General features: G+C 42.7%; 14 protein-coding genes and 1 pseudogene. 10 read left to right on the forward strand and 5 right to left on the reverse strand.

What is annotated here, in order from left to right:
* Positions 1–4: 4 nt before the first annotated feature.
* The 4 genes from ACHBIF_RS06185 to ACHBIF_RS06200 all read right to left on the reverse strand — a co-directional run bounded on the left by ACHBIF_RS06185 (position 5) and on the right by ACHBIF_RS06200 (position 4,416).
* Positions 5–787 carry a hypothetical protein gene (locus ACHBIF_RS06185; protein ID WP_394719339.1) on the reverse strand — a complete coding sequence of 261 codons (783 nt, stop codon included), beginning with the start codon at positions 785–787 and terminating at the stop codon, positions 5–7.
* 118 nt (positions 788–905) lie between these two features.
* Positions 906–1,745 carry a sugar ABC transporter permease gene (locus ACHBIF_RS06190; RefSeq protein WP_105110256.1) on the reverse strand — a complete coding sequence of 280 codons (840 nt, stop codon included), beginning with the start codon at positions 1,743–1,745 and terminating at the stop codon, positions 906–908.
* A 1-nt stretch (position 1,746) separates the two neighbouring features.
* On the reverse strand, positions 1,747–3,042 hold the full coding sequence (locus ACHBIF_RS06195; protein WP_394719341.1) for an ABC transporter permease subunit: 1,296 nt from the start codon (positions 3,040–3,042) through the stop codon (positions 1,747–1,749).
* A gap of 117 nt (positions 3,043–3,159) precedes the next feature.
* Positions 3,160–4,416, reverse strand: a complete 1,257-nt coding sequence (locus ACHBIF_RS06200; protein WP_394719343.1) for an extracellular solute-binding protein — start codon at positions 4,414–4,416, stop codon at positions 3,160–3,162.
* A gap of 324 nt (positions 4,417–4,740) precedes the next feature.
* Between ACHBIF_RS06200 and malQ the strand changes: the two genes are divergently transcribed.
* The 10 genes and pseudogenes from malQ to ACHBIF_RS06250 all read left to right on the forward strand — a co-directional run bounded on the left by malQ (position 4,741) and on the right by ACHBIF_RS06250 (position 13,627).
* Positions 4,741–6,255, forward strand: a complete 1,515-nt coding sequence (malQ, locus tag ACHBIF_RS06205; RefSeq protein ID WP_394719345.1) for a 4-alpha-glucanotransferase — start codon at positions 4,741–4,743, stop codon at positions 6,253–6,255.
* A 104-nt stretch (positions 6,256–6,359) separates the two neighbouring features.
* Positions 6,360–7,271, forward strand: coding sequence for an XRE family transcriptional regulator (locus ACHBIF_RS06210; protein WP_105160475.1), 912 nt, complete (start codon positions 6,360–6,362; stop codon positions 7,269–7,271).
* A 13-nt stretch (positions 7,272–7,284) separates the two neighbouring features.
* On the forward strand, positions 7,285–8,196 hold the full coding sequence (locus ACHBIF_RS06215; RefSeq protein ID WP_394719347.1) for an XRE family transcriptional regulator: 912 nt from the start codon (positions 7,285–7,287) through the stop codon (positions 8,194–8,196).
* Positions 8,197–8,287: 91 nt separating this feature from the next.
* Positions 8,288–8,440, forward strand: coding sequence for a hypothetical protein (locus ACHBIF_RS06220; RefSeq protein WP_161948240.1), 153 nt, complete (start codon positions 8,288–8,290; stop codon positions 8,438–8,440).
* A 199-nt stretch (positions 8,441–8,639) separates the two neighbouring features.
* Positions 8,640–9,254: an ATP-binding cassette domain-containing protein gene (locus ACHBIF_RS06225; protein WP_172095128.1), complete on the forward strand. Its 615-nt coding sequence runs from the start codon at positions 8,640–8,642 to the stop codon at positions 9,252–9,254.
* A complete protein-coding gene (locus ACHBIF_RS06230; protein ID WP_172095129.1) occupies positions 9,251–10,405 on the forward strand; it encodes a hypothetical protein in 1,155 nt (384 codons plus the stop codon). Before ACHBIF_RS06225 ends, ACHBIF_RS06230 begins: the two co-directional genes overlap by 4 nt.
* A gap of 2 nt (positions 10,406–10,407) precedes the next feature.
* Positions 10,408–10,602: pseudogene (locus tag ACHBIF_RS06235) on the forward strand (lactococcin 972 family bacteriocin); the annotation flags it as partial.
* 59 nt (positions 10,603–10,661) lie between these two features.
* Positions 10,662–12,692, forward strand: a complete 2,031-nt coding sequence (locus ACHBIF_RS06240) for a bacteriocin-associated integral membrane family protein (protein WP_105110249.1) — start codon at positions 10,662–10,664, stop codon at positions 12,690–12,692.
* 1 nt (position 12,693) lies between these two features.
* Positions 12,694–13,335 (forward strand): ABC transporter ATP-binding protein, encoded by a 642-nt coding sequence (locus ACHBIF_RS06245; RefSeq protein WP_105110248.1) that lies wholly within the window; start codon positions 12,694–12,696, stop codon positions 13,333–13,335.
* Entirely contained in the window at positions 13,328–13,627 is a 300-nt protein-coding gene (locus ACHBIF_RS06250) for a hypothetical protein (protein WP_105110247.1), read from the forward strand. Before ACHBIF_RS06245 ends, ACHBIF_RS06250 begins: the two co-directional genes overlap by 8 nt.
* A gap of 39 nt (positions 13,628–13,666) precedes the next feature.
* Here the strand turns inward: ACHBIF_RS06250 and ACHBIF_RS06255 are convergent, their stop codons facing one another.
* On the reverse strand, positions 13,667–13,885 hold the full coding sequence (locus tag ACHBIF_RS06255) for a hypothetical protein (protein ID WP_394719351.1): 219 nt from the start codon (positions 13,883–13,885) through the stop codon (positions 13,667–13,669).
* Positions 13,886–13,935: the final 50 nt, after the last annotated feature.

A 13,935-nucleotide genomic window follows, 5' to 3' on the forward strand; every position in this document is an offset into this window, starting at 1 on the left:
CCTCCTAAAGTTGATTACGGAATTTTGTTTTGAAAAATACCCAAATCAATACTAGCACAAAGAGGATATTTTGAACAGTCAAAACAGTTGTAACAGGCTGCCCAAAAATCCCAATCAGACAGGCTAAAATGGTTGGTAGTCCCAAGCAATGCAGGGAGAAATTGAAACATTCTTTAAAGGTATGAAAATGGAAGAAACGAGATTTTTTAGTCAGGTAGAGAAAGCCACTTGCACCCAGCAGAATAAAGAGGAGATTGGTGGCCAAAATCATGGTCGATACCAAGGTAATGCTCAGACCAACCATTGCCCGATTGGCTTGGTACCAATTCTTTGAAAGGGCGGTGGTCAATCTTTCCTTACTTGAAAAATCAGCATTTGTCAGCCCATCGTAGCTGAACTGGGCTAAGACCTCCTGCCCTTTTCGAATGGTCAGACTTTGTTGGCCAAATTGATAGGAAAAATCCGAGCTCTGGCTGACTTGATTGCCAAAGGTGATTTGGTCTGAAATGCCCTGTCCTGTGTAGGTCAATTGATTGTTTTCCAGCTGGCTATGTTGCTGTAAATCCTCGACCACCTGGTCTGTCAGGGGTGCATAAATACCCTCGACAAAATTGTCCAAAGGATAGCTTTCTAGACTCAAGGTCTGTAAGGAAGTCGGCAGGACCAAGAGGGCCACCAAAAAGACGGTGGTAAAGAGACGCTGCCAGAGAGTCAGCAAGCGACGGTTATCAAACATTTTCCGAGCAGAGAAAATACTGGAAAAATAAGAAAATGGATAGGGCAGCATGGAGTGTCCTTTCTAGGAAGAAGTGTCTATGGTTGAGTCTGTATCTGAACAGCCTTGGTTTCTCGATCAAGTCAAGGCAAAGGATATGACCGAAAAAGGGAAAAGGTGGGATAAGGTACTACCCCTTATCACCACCGCTAGTTAAACCAGATACAAAGTTCTTTTGTAGGAAGAAGAATAGAATACTGATTGGGAGGGCGATGAGAACAGCCCCTGCTGCAAAATAGGCAACCTTGAGGTTTTTCACATCTGAGATGAAGGTTTGCAGACCAACGGCAACAGTATAGAATTCTTTTTCACGAAGCAAGAATTTGGAGAGGATGTAATCTCCAAATGGTCCCATGAAGGCCCAGAGTGCTTGTACGGCAATCATTGGGCGTACCAATGGCAGAACGATTTGCCAGAAACGTCTGAAGTGGCCAGCACCGTCTAGTTTTGCAGATTCATCCAGAGAGATTGGCACCGTATCGAAGTAGCCTTTCATGAGCCAAGCGTTCATCGGGATACCACCACCAACATAGAGGAAGATGAGGAACCAGCTTTGGTTGAGTGCATTGAGCATGAGGGCCATAACGAAGAAGGCTGTCAGAGCGGCCATGGTTGGCACCATTTGAATAATCAGGAAGAAGACCAAACTCTGCTTACGAGCGATGAAATTATAGCGACTGTAAGCGTATCCCGCTAGTACCACTATACTGGTTTGGATAAGCATTGTCAAAACCGCGATAATCAGCGTGTTGAGGTACCAGGTACCGTAGAGAGTTTCGGTAAAGAGTCCCTTGAAATTGTCCAAGGTAAGTGCTATCGGTTCTAACTTGAAGGCTACCACGTTCCCTGACTTAAAGGCAGACATAATGGTAATCAAGAGAGGATAGATGATAATAATAGACAGGGCAATCAGATAGAGATAGGTCAGGGTTTGCCCTAGTTTGCGTTTGAAACTTACTGACATTTTCATCTTATACATCCTCCATTTCAAAAGCATTTAATTTCTTGAAGGCAATCATGGAAATACTGATGACAATCATGGAAATAATCAAGGTTACGGCAGCCGCCATTGAGTATTGTGGAGCTGTACCTGTGGTCAATTTGTAAATCCAAGAAATCAAGATATCGGTTGAACCAGCACCACCACCGACACTACCAGGACCACCATTGTTAAAGAGATAGATGATCGAGAAGTTGTTGAAGTTGAAGGTGTACTGACTGATCAGAGTAGGAGCAGCCACTGCCAAGATCATTGGCAAGGTAATGCTACGGAATTTTTGAATGGCACTTGCACCATCAATGTAGGCAGCCTCGTACAAATCGTTTGGAATAGATTGCAAAATACCCAAGGTCAAGACATAGATATAAGGGAAACCAAGCCAGGCCTGCATCATGATCAGGGCTACTTTTGTCCAAAACGGATCGGTCTTCCACGGAATCAGGAAATTATCGATAAATGGCAAGAATTTGCTCAAGAATGGCAATACTTGTGTGTTAATGGCACCGACACTATCGTTGAACATGTTACTGAAAGTCAAGATAGTCACGAAGGCTGGAACAGCCCATGGGAGCAAGAATATAACACCGAAGATACGTTTGCCTTTAATAAATGGCTGGTTTGCAATGATGGCTGTCAAGATACCGATAACAATTTGGGCAGTTGAAGCACAAAGAGCCCAGATAATGGTCCAGCCAAGTACAGAACCAAATGCTGTACGGAAAGTACTCAATTTCCAAATATTTGTAAAGTTACTAAACCCAACCCAGTCTAGCAATGCACCAGGAGGTAAATGCTTAAAGTCATAGTTTGTAAAAGCGATAAACAATGTTACTACAACTGGGAAGATAATGGCAAACGTCATTGCAATGTATGATGGAATAATCAAGAGATAAGGGAAGCCATTTTCATAGACTCCTTTAATCATATCTTGCAAAGAAGTAGTAACTGGATGACCAGCATTCCATCGCTTAGCAGTACTGTGAGCATCTTTTAGGTTCAGTGCATAAAATGCCAAATAAACAACTGTGATAATCAAATGGAAAGAACCACGAATCAACATAAACAGAGAATTATCTTGTCCTCGTTGACTACCAAGTGTGATCAGGTTGCCGAGTTCACCAGCAGCGATTGTAATAAAATATACTAGAAAGGCAAGTGTTACCCCTAAAAAGATATATCCCTTCGCTTTTTGTTTGTTATAGATTTGCCCAAGGCCTGGGATTAGGGACAAAAGGAGGGCCTTGCTTGGATTTTGTTTCATAGTCATAGTCTCCTTTGAGAGAAGGAGTTAGTATATCATCCTAATTCTTATTACTAACACCCTTGAGTAAATTTAAGTAATAAAGTAGACTGGGAAGAATTCCCAGTCCAACTTTAAACTTGACTAGTTGCTGTGTTTTTGAGCAATCTCATCTGCAATAGCTTTTACAGCATCTGTTGCAGCAGTTTTAGCGTCTTTAGCACCACTTGCTGCATCGAAGAGCATGTTACCAGCTGGTGTCCAAACTGAACCCATTTCAGAGATGTTTGGCATTGGTTGAGCTGAAGCGAATTGGTTGATAACAGCAGTTGTCAACTCATCGTTTTTGCCAACTGCGTATTCACGAGCTTCTGTGTTAGCAGGAATTTCGTTGGTTGCATCGTAGAAGGCTTTTTGTTGGTCAGTTGATGTCAAGAAATCAACGAGTTTTTGTGCCAATTCAGGGTTTTTAGAACCTGAGGGAACGATCCAAGCTTTACCACCACCGAATGCAGTGTACTGTTTGCCGTTAGCAAGAGTTGGGATAGTTGCTACACCGTAGTTGAGGCCTGCGTCTTTGTAAGATGCTGCTTTCCAAGGACCTTCGATGATTGCTGCTGCCTTACCGTCTGTGAATTGTGTGTTGATCAAGTTATTAGCAGCTGTACCGTCTTGGAGACCTTGAGGCCATTTTTCATACCAAGTTTTAGCGTATTCAATCGCCTTGATAGCACCGTCGTTAGCCAAACCGATGTCTTTTGGATCCGTACCGTTAGCACCAAATACATAACCGCCGTAACCGCCAAGCAAACCGTAAGTGTAGTAGAAGTTTGTCCAGTCAGCTAGGAAGGCAGTTGTTTTACCATCTTCCCCTTCAAAAGCGTACTTGCTGTCTTCTGCCAATTTTTCAAGTTCCGCAAAGGTTTTTGGAGCTTCTGACAAGAGGTCTTTGTTGTAGTAAAGAACCAATGTCTCGATAACAGCTGGTGATCCGTAAACCTTACCACCGTTGCTTACAAGTGCTTTAGTCGTATCGTCTGTCTTGCTAGTGTCAGCCAATGTCAACTCAGACAATTGACCTTCTGAACCAAGGCTACCTACGCGGTCGTATGGTGCCATCATGACGTCTGGAGCTGAACCAGATTGGTTGTCCAATGAAAGGTTGTCAAGACCTGTGAGGGCATCACCTGTTTTAACTGTAACGGTTACACCATTTTCTTCTTCAAAGGCAGCTTTGGCTTCGTTAATGTAGCTTTCGTACTGACCGTCAACGTAGATGGTCAATTCTTTTCCTGCTTCAGCAGAATCAGATGAGCTTGACGAGCTTGAATTTGAACAAGCAGCCAAAACAGCTGTAGATGCAGCTAGAAGAGCAACGCTCTTAAGAAGTTTGTGTTTCATATTCTTCCCTCCAAGAATAAATGTTTTATTGTGAAACGCTCACTAGCGCAAACGTTTTCCCAAGTTGAATTTATTATACACCATTACGAATCCGTTTGCAAGCGTTTTTATAAAAATTTTTAAAAATTTTTTCTGCTAATGAATTCAGCACAGAAAAAGCCTTTTATTATCACTCTTTAGAGTTCGAAGCTAGTGATTTATTGAGCAAATTTTCATAGGAATTTTTGAAAAAACTTGATTTGTTACCGTTTACATAGTATAATAGATGGCAAGCAATCGTTTGCGTCATGACGCAGATAACCATTCATTATAAAGGAGAAAAATATGAAAGTGAGACAAAGTGGAGTACTCATGCACATTTCATCATTGCCAGGTGCCTATGGCATCGGCTCCATGGGGAAATCAGCCTATGAATTTGTAGACTTTTTGGTACGAACCAAGCAACGTTACTGGCAGATTTTGCCATTGGGAACCACTAGTTACGGCGATTCTCCCTATCAATCATTTTCAGCCTTTGCAGGGAATACGCACTTTATTGACTTGGACCTACTGATTGAAGAGGGCTGGTTGACAGAGAAAGATGTGCAGGGCATTGACTTTGGTCAGAGTGCAAAAGAAGTAGATTATGCCAAAGTTTTTACTGCCCGCCGTCCGATTTTGGAGCAGGTTGTTGCCAATATGAAAGAGGCTGGTTTGCCACAAGACTATTGGAATTTCTTGGGTGAAAATGATTTTTGGATCCATACTTTTGCAGAATATATGGCTATCAAGGAGCATTTTGACAACAAGTCCTGGATTGATTGGGAGGATCAGGGGGCACGTTTGCGCTACCATGATACCTTGGAATACTACCGTCATCTCTTGGTGGAACGCATCGATTACCACCGCATCACCCAGTATTTATTCTTTAAGCAGTGGCAGGCTTTGAAGGCTTACGCCAATGCCAAAGGGATTGAGTTTGTTGGGGATATGCCCATTTATATCGCGGCAGATTCTGCTGATATGTGGGCCAATCCACATTTCTTTAAGACGGACGAAGAAGGAAAACCGAGCGTAGTTGCGGGTTGTCCACCAGATGCCTTTTCAGAAATCGGTCAGCTTTGGGGAAATCCGATTTACGATTGGGAGGCCATGAAAGCAAATGGTTTTACTTGGTGGGTTGCTCGTCTGCGAGAATCCTTTAAAATCTACGATATGGTCCGTATCGACCACTTTATCGGCTTTGCCTCTTTCTGGGAAATTCCTGCGGGCGAAGAAACGGCTGTCAACGGCTATCGTGTTGAGGCGCCGGGCTTTGAATTGTTCGATACCATAAGACGCGAGCTGGGCGATTTGAACATCATCGCGGAAGATTTGGGAACAGTGACAGATAAGGTTATTCAATTGCGTGAAAGGACTGGTTTCCCAGGCATGAAAGTCTTGCAGTTTGCATTTGACCCAACTGGAGATAGTATTGAGATGCCACACAACCACCGCAATAATGTTGTTGCCTATACAGGCACCCACGATAACGATACAATTAGCGGTTGGTACGAAAGGGAAACAACCCCAGAATCCAGAGCGTTCTTAGACAAATACAGCAATCGATCAGTAGGTGAAAGTATCCACCATGCCCTCTTCCGTCTTCTCTTTGGCTCACCAGCCTTTATGACGATTGTGACCATGCAAGATTTGCTAGAATTGGACGGGACTGCCCGCATGAACCTACCAAACACCCTCGGTGGTAACTGGACTTGGCGAATGACAGCAGACCAGCTGACACCAGCAGTAGAAGCCAACTTGCTGGACTTGACCGTCACCTACCGACGTGAGAATGTTCTTGTAACAGCTAGTGAATAAGAAACCACAGGAACATCAGCTTAGGCTGGTGTTTTTTGTAAAGTCTTGCAAGATGTGGTATACTGTTTAGGTAAGGATAAATAGGTGCAGTGGGGGGGGCTGGTATGGATTTAGGACAAAAAATCGAGCAACTGAGGCTAGAAAAGGGACTGAGCCGTCCAGATTTTTGTGGAGATGAATCCGAGTTGACGGTACGGCAATTAGCTCGGATAGAAAGTGGTCAATCGCAGCCTTCTATACCTAAGTTAGAGTACATTGCCCAGCGTTTAGGCATTCCAGCCTATAGCCTGATGCCAGACTATAAGGAATTGCCACAAGGTTATTTGGAACTCAAGTACAAGTTGTTGCGGGAGCCGATATATAATAAGGTCGAGGTGTTGGATAAACAGGATGGGTATATCGAAACCATATATAATACCTATTTTGAAGAACTACCTAAGACTGAGCAGCTTATCTGTGAGGCTATGCAGGCTATGGTTGATATGGTGCGGACCAATCAACCAGATTATGCAGTAGCTCTATTGACAGAAAACTTACCACTTCTTATGGCAAAGAAAGTGTGTGATGTCAATGACTTGATTCTTATTCGGCTCTTTTTTGTCCAGCAAACAATAGGAGAGAATACAGTCAGTAGAGTTCAAAACAACTTTGAATCTATCTCGTATTTAATGAAAAAACTAGCCAACAGTCAGACATTTGTTCGATTAGAAGATACTTTTTATTTAAGAGATGCGATTATCTCAGGGCTTGCCTGCTTTGAACTGATAGAATATTATGACGATGCCCCTATCTATATTGATTGTCTTCGTGGAATAATGGAAGAGACGCAAGATTATCAAAAGAAACCTCTCTTGTTTATGCTGGAATGGAAAGCGGCTTTGAAATTAGAGGAAGATTATGAAAAAGCTGAAAAAGTCTACCAGTCAGCCAAATCGTTTGCTCAGGTCATTGGAAATGACTATCTGGCACAGAAATTAGCAGAGGAGTGGCAGAAGGATTTGAAAAAATATTGGTAGGAGGAGGGGTGACATGACTTTAGGGCAAAAAATCGAGCAACTGAGGCTAGAAAAGGGGCTGAGCCGTCCAGATTTTTGTGGAGATGAATCCGAGTTGACGGTACGGCAATTAGCTCGGATAGAAAGTGGTCAATCGCAGCCCTCTATTCCAAAGTTAGAGTACATTTCCCAGCGTTTAGGCATTCCAGCCTATAGCCTAATGCCAGACTATAAGGAATTGCCACAAGGCTATCTGGAGCTCAAGTATAAGTTGTTGCGGGAGCCGATATATAATAAGGTCGAGGTGTTGGATAAAAAGGAACAATACCTTGATGAAATAGAAGAACTGTATTGTGAACAATTACCACCAGAGGAAACGGTGTGGGTTGAAACGTCAAGGGCGATTTTGGATGTTATTCGCACACAACATCCAGAATATGCGGTAGCCTTATTAGAAACGTATTTACCTGAACTTGAGGAGAAAGAAGTCTTTTCGTTGAAGGATTTAGAACTGATTAGTCTGTATTTCGTCAGTGTATTTGCACATATAAAAAACAAGAAAAATCAGTTATCAGAAATTGGCAAGTTGCAATCGTTCTTATTGCGTTTAATAAAGCATGTCAATCTTGTTCAGCCAGAGCAATTATTTCTTCTGAGTAATGTTATTTTTTCAGGTCTGGCTTGTTTGGATATGCTGGAGTCTTATGAATTTTTTGACCTTTATATTGCTTGTCTTCAAGAAATAATGGAGAAAACACAGGATTTTCAAAAGAAACCTATTTTACTTATGTTGCATTGGAAACATGCTCTTGTTGTGGAGAATAAGTATAGTTTGGCAGAAGGGTTCTATCAAAAAGCAAAACTATTTGCTGATATGATTGAAGATGCACATTTGGTAACCATGTTAGAAAAGCAATGGCAAGAAGATTTGAAAAAATATTTGTAACTATAATTTATTGGTGACATAAATGTCATTGGTGTTTTTCGAGAAAGGGGCTATACTCATACTAAAACTTGCTTAGATGAAAAGAATGGGTATGAAAAAATGGGTTTTATTTATGGCTAGTTGTGTTTTCTTACTGATGTTTGTTTTGAAAATACTAGATGCTGAGTGGCTTGCGGCTAGTTGGAAATTGGTCGTTGGATGTCTGGGAGCGATTGTATTTTTCCCTTTTGCGAAAGAAGAGTAGTGCAGTGAGTTTACTATTGTTTCTGTTTTGATACAAAATATAGCAGCGTAAAAGACCGAAATGTTCAGGTCTTTTTTTGTATATCATGGGTTTTACGATGACATAAATGTCATTGGTGTTTTTCGAGAAAGAGGTTATACTAGGCACATAATTAAGGGAGAGAAAATCTCTCCTGCACTTTTTATGAGAGGTGAGGATAATGACTTTAGAGATTAAAAACATGACCATTGCGACACGGCATCCTGTTTTGACGAATTTTTCCTATCAATTCCAAAAGGGGAACTTGTACGGCATTGTAGCTACCAACGGTTCTGGAAAGACAACATTTTTCAGAACGGTGGCAGGTTTGCTGGCTCCACTTGCTGGTCGGTCGAGCTGGTCAAGCACTGCTGGTCATCCAAATAGGGACTTATTTTACTATGAAACGAGCGAATGGTTTGAGGGAAATCTTTCTGGTCTGGACTATTTACGATTTGTCAAACAAACTTGGCAGTCTTCGGTGGACATTGATGCGGTTATTTCCTATTGGGAAATGGAAGATTATGCCCACCTACCTATTCGCCAGTATTCACTGGGGATGAAGCAGCGGGTCTTGATTGCCATGTATATGGTCAGCGACGCGACCTATCTCTTGATGGACGAGATTACCAATGGTTTGGATGAAACAAGTCGAAAACTGTTCTTTAAAGCCTTGCACCAACTTTGCCAAGAAGACAAAATGATTATTTTGACCTCTCATTACAAAGAGGATATTGAAGAATATTGCCATGTGACCTTGAAACTGGTCAATGAAACCATGCAGGAGGTAGAATGATGACTTACAAGAAATTTCTGTTTGCTCAATTAGTAAAAAATAAGTTGACCTATGTACCTCTAGTGCTATTGTTGCTTGCTTGTTTGGGAACCTTGTTCCTCAATCATCAGGCCTCACAAGCCAATAACCTAGGGGCACAAATTCGACAGAATCAACGGACCAATGCCCAAGCTATCGAGGAAAATAAGGCTCGTTTGGAGAGTCTGGATCCAGAATCGGAGGAATACCTTTATGTTTCAAAAAGCATAGAAGATGGGCAAGCAATTATTGTCTCGGATGAAGAGTTTCTAAAGGCTTTTACAGCTGGTCAATGGGACCAAGTCTATGACCGTCAGCTAGATTATCTGTCGTCTGCCAAGGCTTCCTTGGAAGCTCATAGTCCTGAAAAGGATGTTTTGGATGCTTTGGATAGGGAGATTGCGTATTATACGGCTCTTTCTACGATTGATTTACCGTTTGAGGATACCCATTTCCCACATACAGCCTTTCAATTTCTCCCGTCCTTGTTTACCTACATCTTCCCTGCCCTCCTTCCTGTCGGAATTGCTTTTGTCTTGACCAATGTTTATGGAGGTGCCTATGCTGGAAAATTGGACAAGTATCGGATGTTGCCCCTGTTTAGAGGACAACGTATGGTGCAGGAATTAGCAGTTGGCTTTGTTTTTTCTCTTTTGCTATTTGCCTTGGTTTCTATCACGTCTTTCTTAGTGGCAGGTTTGGTATTTGGTTTTGGAAGTCTTCAGTACCCAACTCTTGCTTACAGTTTGGATAGTTTCACGCTTTCTTTTGTGACGGTTAGTTCGGTCCTCCTGCCGACCTTGCTTCTACAAGTCCTCTCCCTTGTCTTCATTAGTAGTCTTGTCTATCTGATCAGCTTGGTGACTAAGAATCGCATGACAGCCCTCTTTTTGTCCACAGTTAGCTTATTTGCGTTGGTCTGGCTACCAAGTCTGCTCAATCCCCTCTTCAAAATTGCTCATCTGCTCCCGACGACCTATATGAGAAGTTTTGAAATTGCAACAGGTGTCTTCCAAAAAAGCATTGAAAACCATACATTGAGATGGGACATGGGAATTCCTGTTATTCTAGTCTGGACTGGACTTATTATTGGTCTGTCCTATGTGTTTTTGGGAAGAACAGATAAGATATAGAAGGAGTTTGGACGTACGGAGCAGCAAATGGTGGCGCCTATTCAAACTATTATCACAGCAGTCGCTACCATAGTTCAACTGTCGTAAGTAGATGGACCGGAGCCTCAAGTAAAGGGTATGCACAGGCAGGACAGACCTCTCGTGCATGGATTAGTACAAAACTTGGAGAGCAAGCAGCTTTCTATTATAACTATTAACACAGTACACTTTGCTTGGAACTACTCTTGTAGTTCCAAGCAATTCTTTGGAGGAGATGATGAAACGTTTATTTATTCTAGTGTCGACTGTATTGGTAGCGATTTACCTGGGTATTTCTTTGGCTGGTCAGGTTAGTCTTGTAGAGTTTGGTTCTTATCAGGCAGTGGATGTCATCGGGAAAGATACCAATAGACAGACAGCCAATCGTGACCAGGTGACAGAGGTCTTGACCGACTTGGCAGAGGAACATAAGAGTGTGATTGCTAGACGGATTGTCGAGCCTAATGCTTCTGGGGAAACCAGTTTTACCTACGCCATCTATGGTAGCGGACAGGTTCCAGAAGGTTTGACCGTTTCCTCCAAGGAAAGTGCTGAAACCAGCGACTTGGTTAGTACTTATCTGATTGTTTCAGGAGATTTGGACAACCAAGTCTTGAAAGAAAGCTTGGAATCACTGGGTTACAGTGGCATGGTCCATCATGGCTATTCTCTCTTTAGCATCTTCCTATCCACAGTTGTTTCAGAAGTAGCCATGCTGAGTTTCTTTGTCTTTCTCTTGACCTTCATGGCTCTCACCTTAATCTATCGGATTAAGACCTTACGATTTGCAGGAATTCGTCTGATTTCAGGTGAAAGTTTCTTACAGGTGGTGGCTCGACCTTTATGGGAGGATATTCGTCAGATTGTGATGGCTACATCGGTGGGGGCTATAATCGGACCTCTTATTCTCTATCTTCAAGCTGGATTTTTACTATCCATCTTGCAGGTCTTTTTCCTGGGGCTTTTCCTCTATGCACTGGCTCTTGCTAGTATTTCTGTCCTACTTAGCCTAGTGTATTTCCTGGGGTTGAGGCAAAATAGCTTGGTTGATTTGCTCAAGGGAAAACTTCCTCTCAAACGGATGTTGGCTATGATGATGGTTGGGCAACTTCTGGCTATTTTGGTAGTAGGTTTTAGCTCTAGCCGTCTATTGCAGGGCTATCAGGAAATTCGCTTGCTTGAACAGGCACAGGAAGAATGGGCATTGAGAGATGATTATTACAAATCTGTTTTTAGTTACAGCTCTGCTATGATGACCGAGGAGGAAGTGGCCCAGCAGAATAAAAAGTGGCGAGAGTTTGCGAAAGTACAGCTAGAGACGACAGAAGCCCTCTTTGTGAAAAGCAATGTCGACCAGTACGCCTTCGGTGGCGAGGTGGATCCTGAGGGCAATCGCCTGACGGATTATAATCCTCGTGGCAATGTCATCTACGTATCTCCTCGCTATCTGACAGAGCAGGGAGTGATGGTAGACCAAGCCTTCTTGGAGGAAATGAATCATCTGAGCCTGGGTGAGTATGGTTTGATTTTACCAGCTAGCTTGCGAGAACAAGCTGAGCAAGTACAAAATATGTTCCAGACAGAATTAGAGGCATTTTCCCGACAAAGCCTAGAAAGTAACAGCCAACAGATGTTCGCTACCAAGATAAGTCTGGCCTTTACAGACAGTGGTCAAGAGCGGTTTCTCTACAATGATGGCGATCGGAGCCAGACCCAATATCTGACAGACCCGATTATTGTTGTTTTGACTCCTGAGTCAACAGGTGCGACACCAGTTTCGGATATGTTCTGGGGTACTAGTCTGGATTTAGGGATGAAGTTTGTAGGCTATGAGGCGACTATTGAAGTCATGAAAGAGCAGGGTGTTTATAACTGGGTATCCTATTTGGTGAATCAGCGGTTGGCCTTTGTCAGCGTTTTGAACACCAAGCGAACAGAGTTTTATTCGCTTCTCATCGGTACAGTATTGACACTGGCAACGGCTGTTTTGCTTTTTGATGCGATGAGTTTGCTCTATTTTGAACAATTCAGACGAGAGCTGTTTATCAAGCGTTTGGCCGGAATGACCTTCTATGAACTTCATGGATCTTACCTCCTAGGCCAAGCTGGTGTGTTTGTACTGGGCTTGCTGGTATCAACTTGGTTGACAGGAGATGTGGTTATGAGCGGTCTGACTGTAGGCTTGCTCACCTTAAATGCCCTGGTCATACTGGGAAGACAAGATAAGAAAGAACAAACTGCCAACGTAGCAGTGTTGAAAGGACAATAAAATGATTGAAATTCAGGGATTGGAAAAGCGATTTGAAGAACGGGAGATTTTTTCAAACTTACATCTGACGTTGGAAAGGGGCAAGGTCTATGCTTTAATTGGAAAAAGCGGTAGCGGAAAGACTACCTTGCTAAATATGCTGGCCAAGTTGGAAAAAGCTGACGGCGGACGGATTGATTATCAGGGTCAAGATTTGTCGAAGCTAGCTTCCCAGCAGTTCTTTCGAGATCACATGGGCTACCTCTTCCAAACGATTGGTCTCCTGGATAATCAATCAATCGGAGACAATTTAGACTTGGGATTTGTCGGACAGAAGGTCAAAAAAGAGCAGCGGCAGCGACTACAAAATGAAGCTTTGGAGCAGGTGAACTTGGGCTACTTAGACTTAGAACAAAAGGTTTATACCTTATCGGGAGGTGAAGCCCAGAGGGTTGCCTTGGCCAAGCTTATCTTAAAAAATCCACCACTGATTTTGGCCGATGAACCGACTGCGGCACTCGACCCCAAAAATTCAGAAGAGGTCATGCAACTCTTGACAGGGCTAAAAAATGACAACCGTGTGATTGTCATTGCGACTCATAACCCTGCTGTCTGGGAAAAAGCAGATGTGGTCATTGACATGAAGGAGATTGGACATGGATAAAAAATTTCACTACTATAGAGTTCCAGAATATACGATCGGACGTAGAAAGATGGATATGCTGGTCATTGAAAATTTAACGGATAAGTTGATGTTGTATCAAGTTCGGGTAAATGGTTACTTGCTGGACTTTGTCAGTGCAGAGGGGCACGTAATCAGACGTTATAGACTGAAGGATTTGCCCTTGGATGTCGAATTAACCGTGGCAGATGTGGAAGACGATGTGGATTTGACCTTACCGGAAAATCTGACCTACCGCCAATTTGATTTTTTCCAAAATATTGCCTCTAAATAAAAATCATCTCCTCTAGGTCGAACTTAGAGGAGATTGTTCTTATTTCTTCTGTTTACGGACATAGATCCAGTAGCTGACCCAGTAATAAATCAGGTAGAGCAGCCAGGCTAGAACCGCAAGAGCCAGTAGGCTGTTCAGGACCTTGGAGACGCTTGGGAGAAGCCAGTTTATCAGCAAAGTTGTTACAAAAATCGCTATTCCTGCATAGGTCGGTAGTTTTTTCATCTCAAAGGCAAATTTCAATTCCGAGTTAGCCACCTATAAGAAATTCTCTCGGTGACTTGTAGCCCAAACATTTTTTGGGATAG

It is taken from the genome of Streptococcus sp. A11, assembly GCF_043674225.1.
Lineage (GTDB): Bacteria > Bacillota > Bacilli > Lactobacillales > Streptococcaceae > Streptococcus > Streptococcus suis_V.

Bases quoted from the DNA above. Each gene is read 5' to 3' on its own strand.
- ACHBIF_RS06185 (WP_394719339.1), bottom strand. From the start codon at position 787: ATGCTGCCCTATCCATTTTCTTATTTTTCCAGTATTTTCTCTGCTCGG.
- ACHBIF_RS06190 (WP_105110256.1), bottom strand. From the start codon at position 1,745: ATGAAAATGTCAGTAAGTTTCAAACGCAAACTAGGGCAAACCCTGACC.
- ACHBIF_RS06195 (WP_394719341.1), bottom strand. From the start codon at position 3,042: ATGACTATGAAACAAAATCCAAGCAAGGCCCTCCTTTTGTCCCTAATC.
- ACHBIF_RS06200 (WP_394719343.1), bottom strand. From the start codon at position 4,416: ATGAAACACAAACTTCTTAAGAGCGTTGCTCTTCTAGCTGCATCTACA.
- malQ (WP_394719345.1), top strand. From the start codon at position 4,741: ATGAAAGTGAGACAAAGTGGAGTACTCATGCACATTTCATCATTGCCA.
- ACHBIF_RS06210 (WP_105160475.1), top strand. From the start codon at position 6,360: ATGGATTTAGGACAAAAAATCGAGCAACTGAGGCTAGAAAAGGGACTG.
- ACHBIF_RS06215 (WP_394719347.1), top strand. From the start codon at position 7,285: ATGACTTTAGGGCAAAAAATCGAGCAACTGAGGCTAGAAAAGGGGCTG.
- ACHBIF_RS06220 (WP_161948240.1), top strand. From the start codon at position 8,288: ATGAAAAAATGGGTTTTATTTATGGCTAGTTGTGTTTTCTTACTGATG.
- ACHBIF_RS06225 (WP_172095128.1), top strand. From the start codon at position 8,640: ATGACTTTAGAGATTAAAAACATGACCATTGCGACACGGCATCCTGTT.
- ACHBIF_RS06230 (WP_172095129.1), top strand. From the start codon at position 9,251: ATGATGACTTACAAGAAATTTCTGTTTGCTCAATTAGTAAAAAATAAG.
- ACHBIF_RS06240 (WP_105110249.1), top strand. From the start codon at position 10,662: ATGAAACGTTTATTTATTCTAGTGTCGACTGTATTGGTAGCGATTTAC.
- ACHBIF_RS06245 (WP_105110248.1), top strand. From the start codon at position 12,694: ATGATTGAAATTCAGGGATTGGAAAAGCGATTTGAAGAACGGGAGATT.
- ACHBIF_RS06250 (WP_105110247.1), top strand. From the start codon at position 13,328: ATGGATAAAAAATTTCACTACTATAGAGTTCCAGAATATACGATCGGA.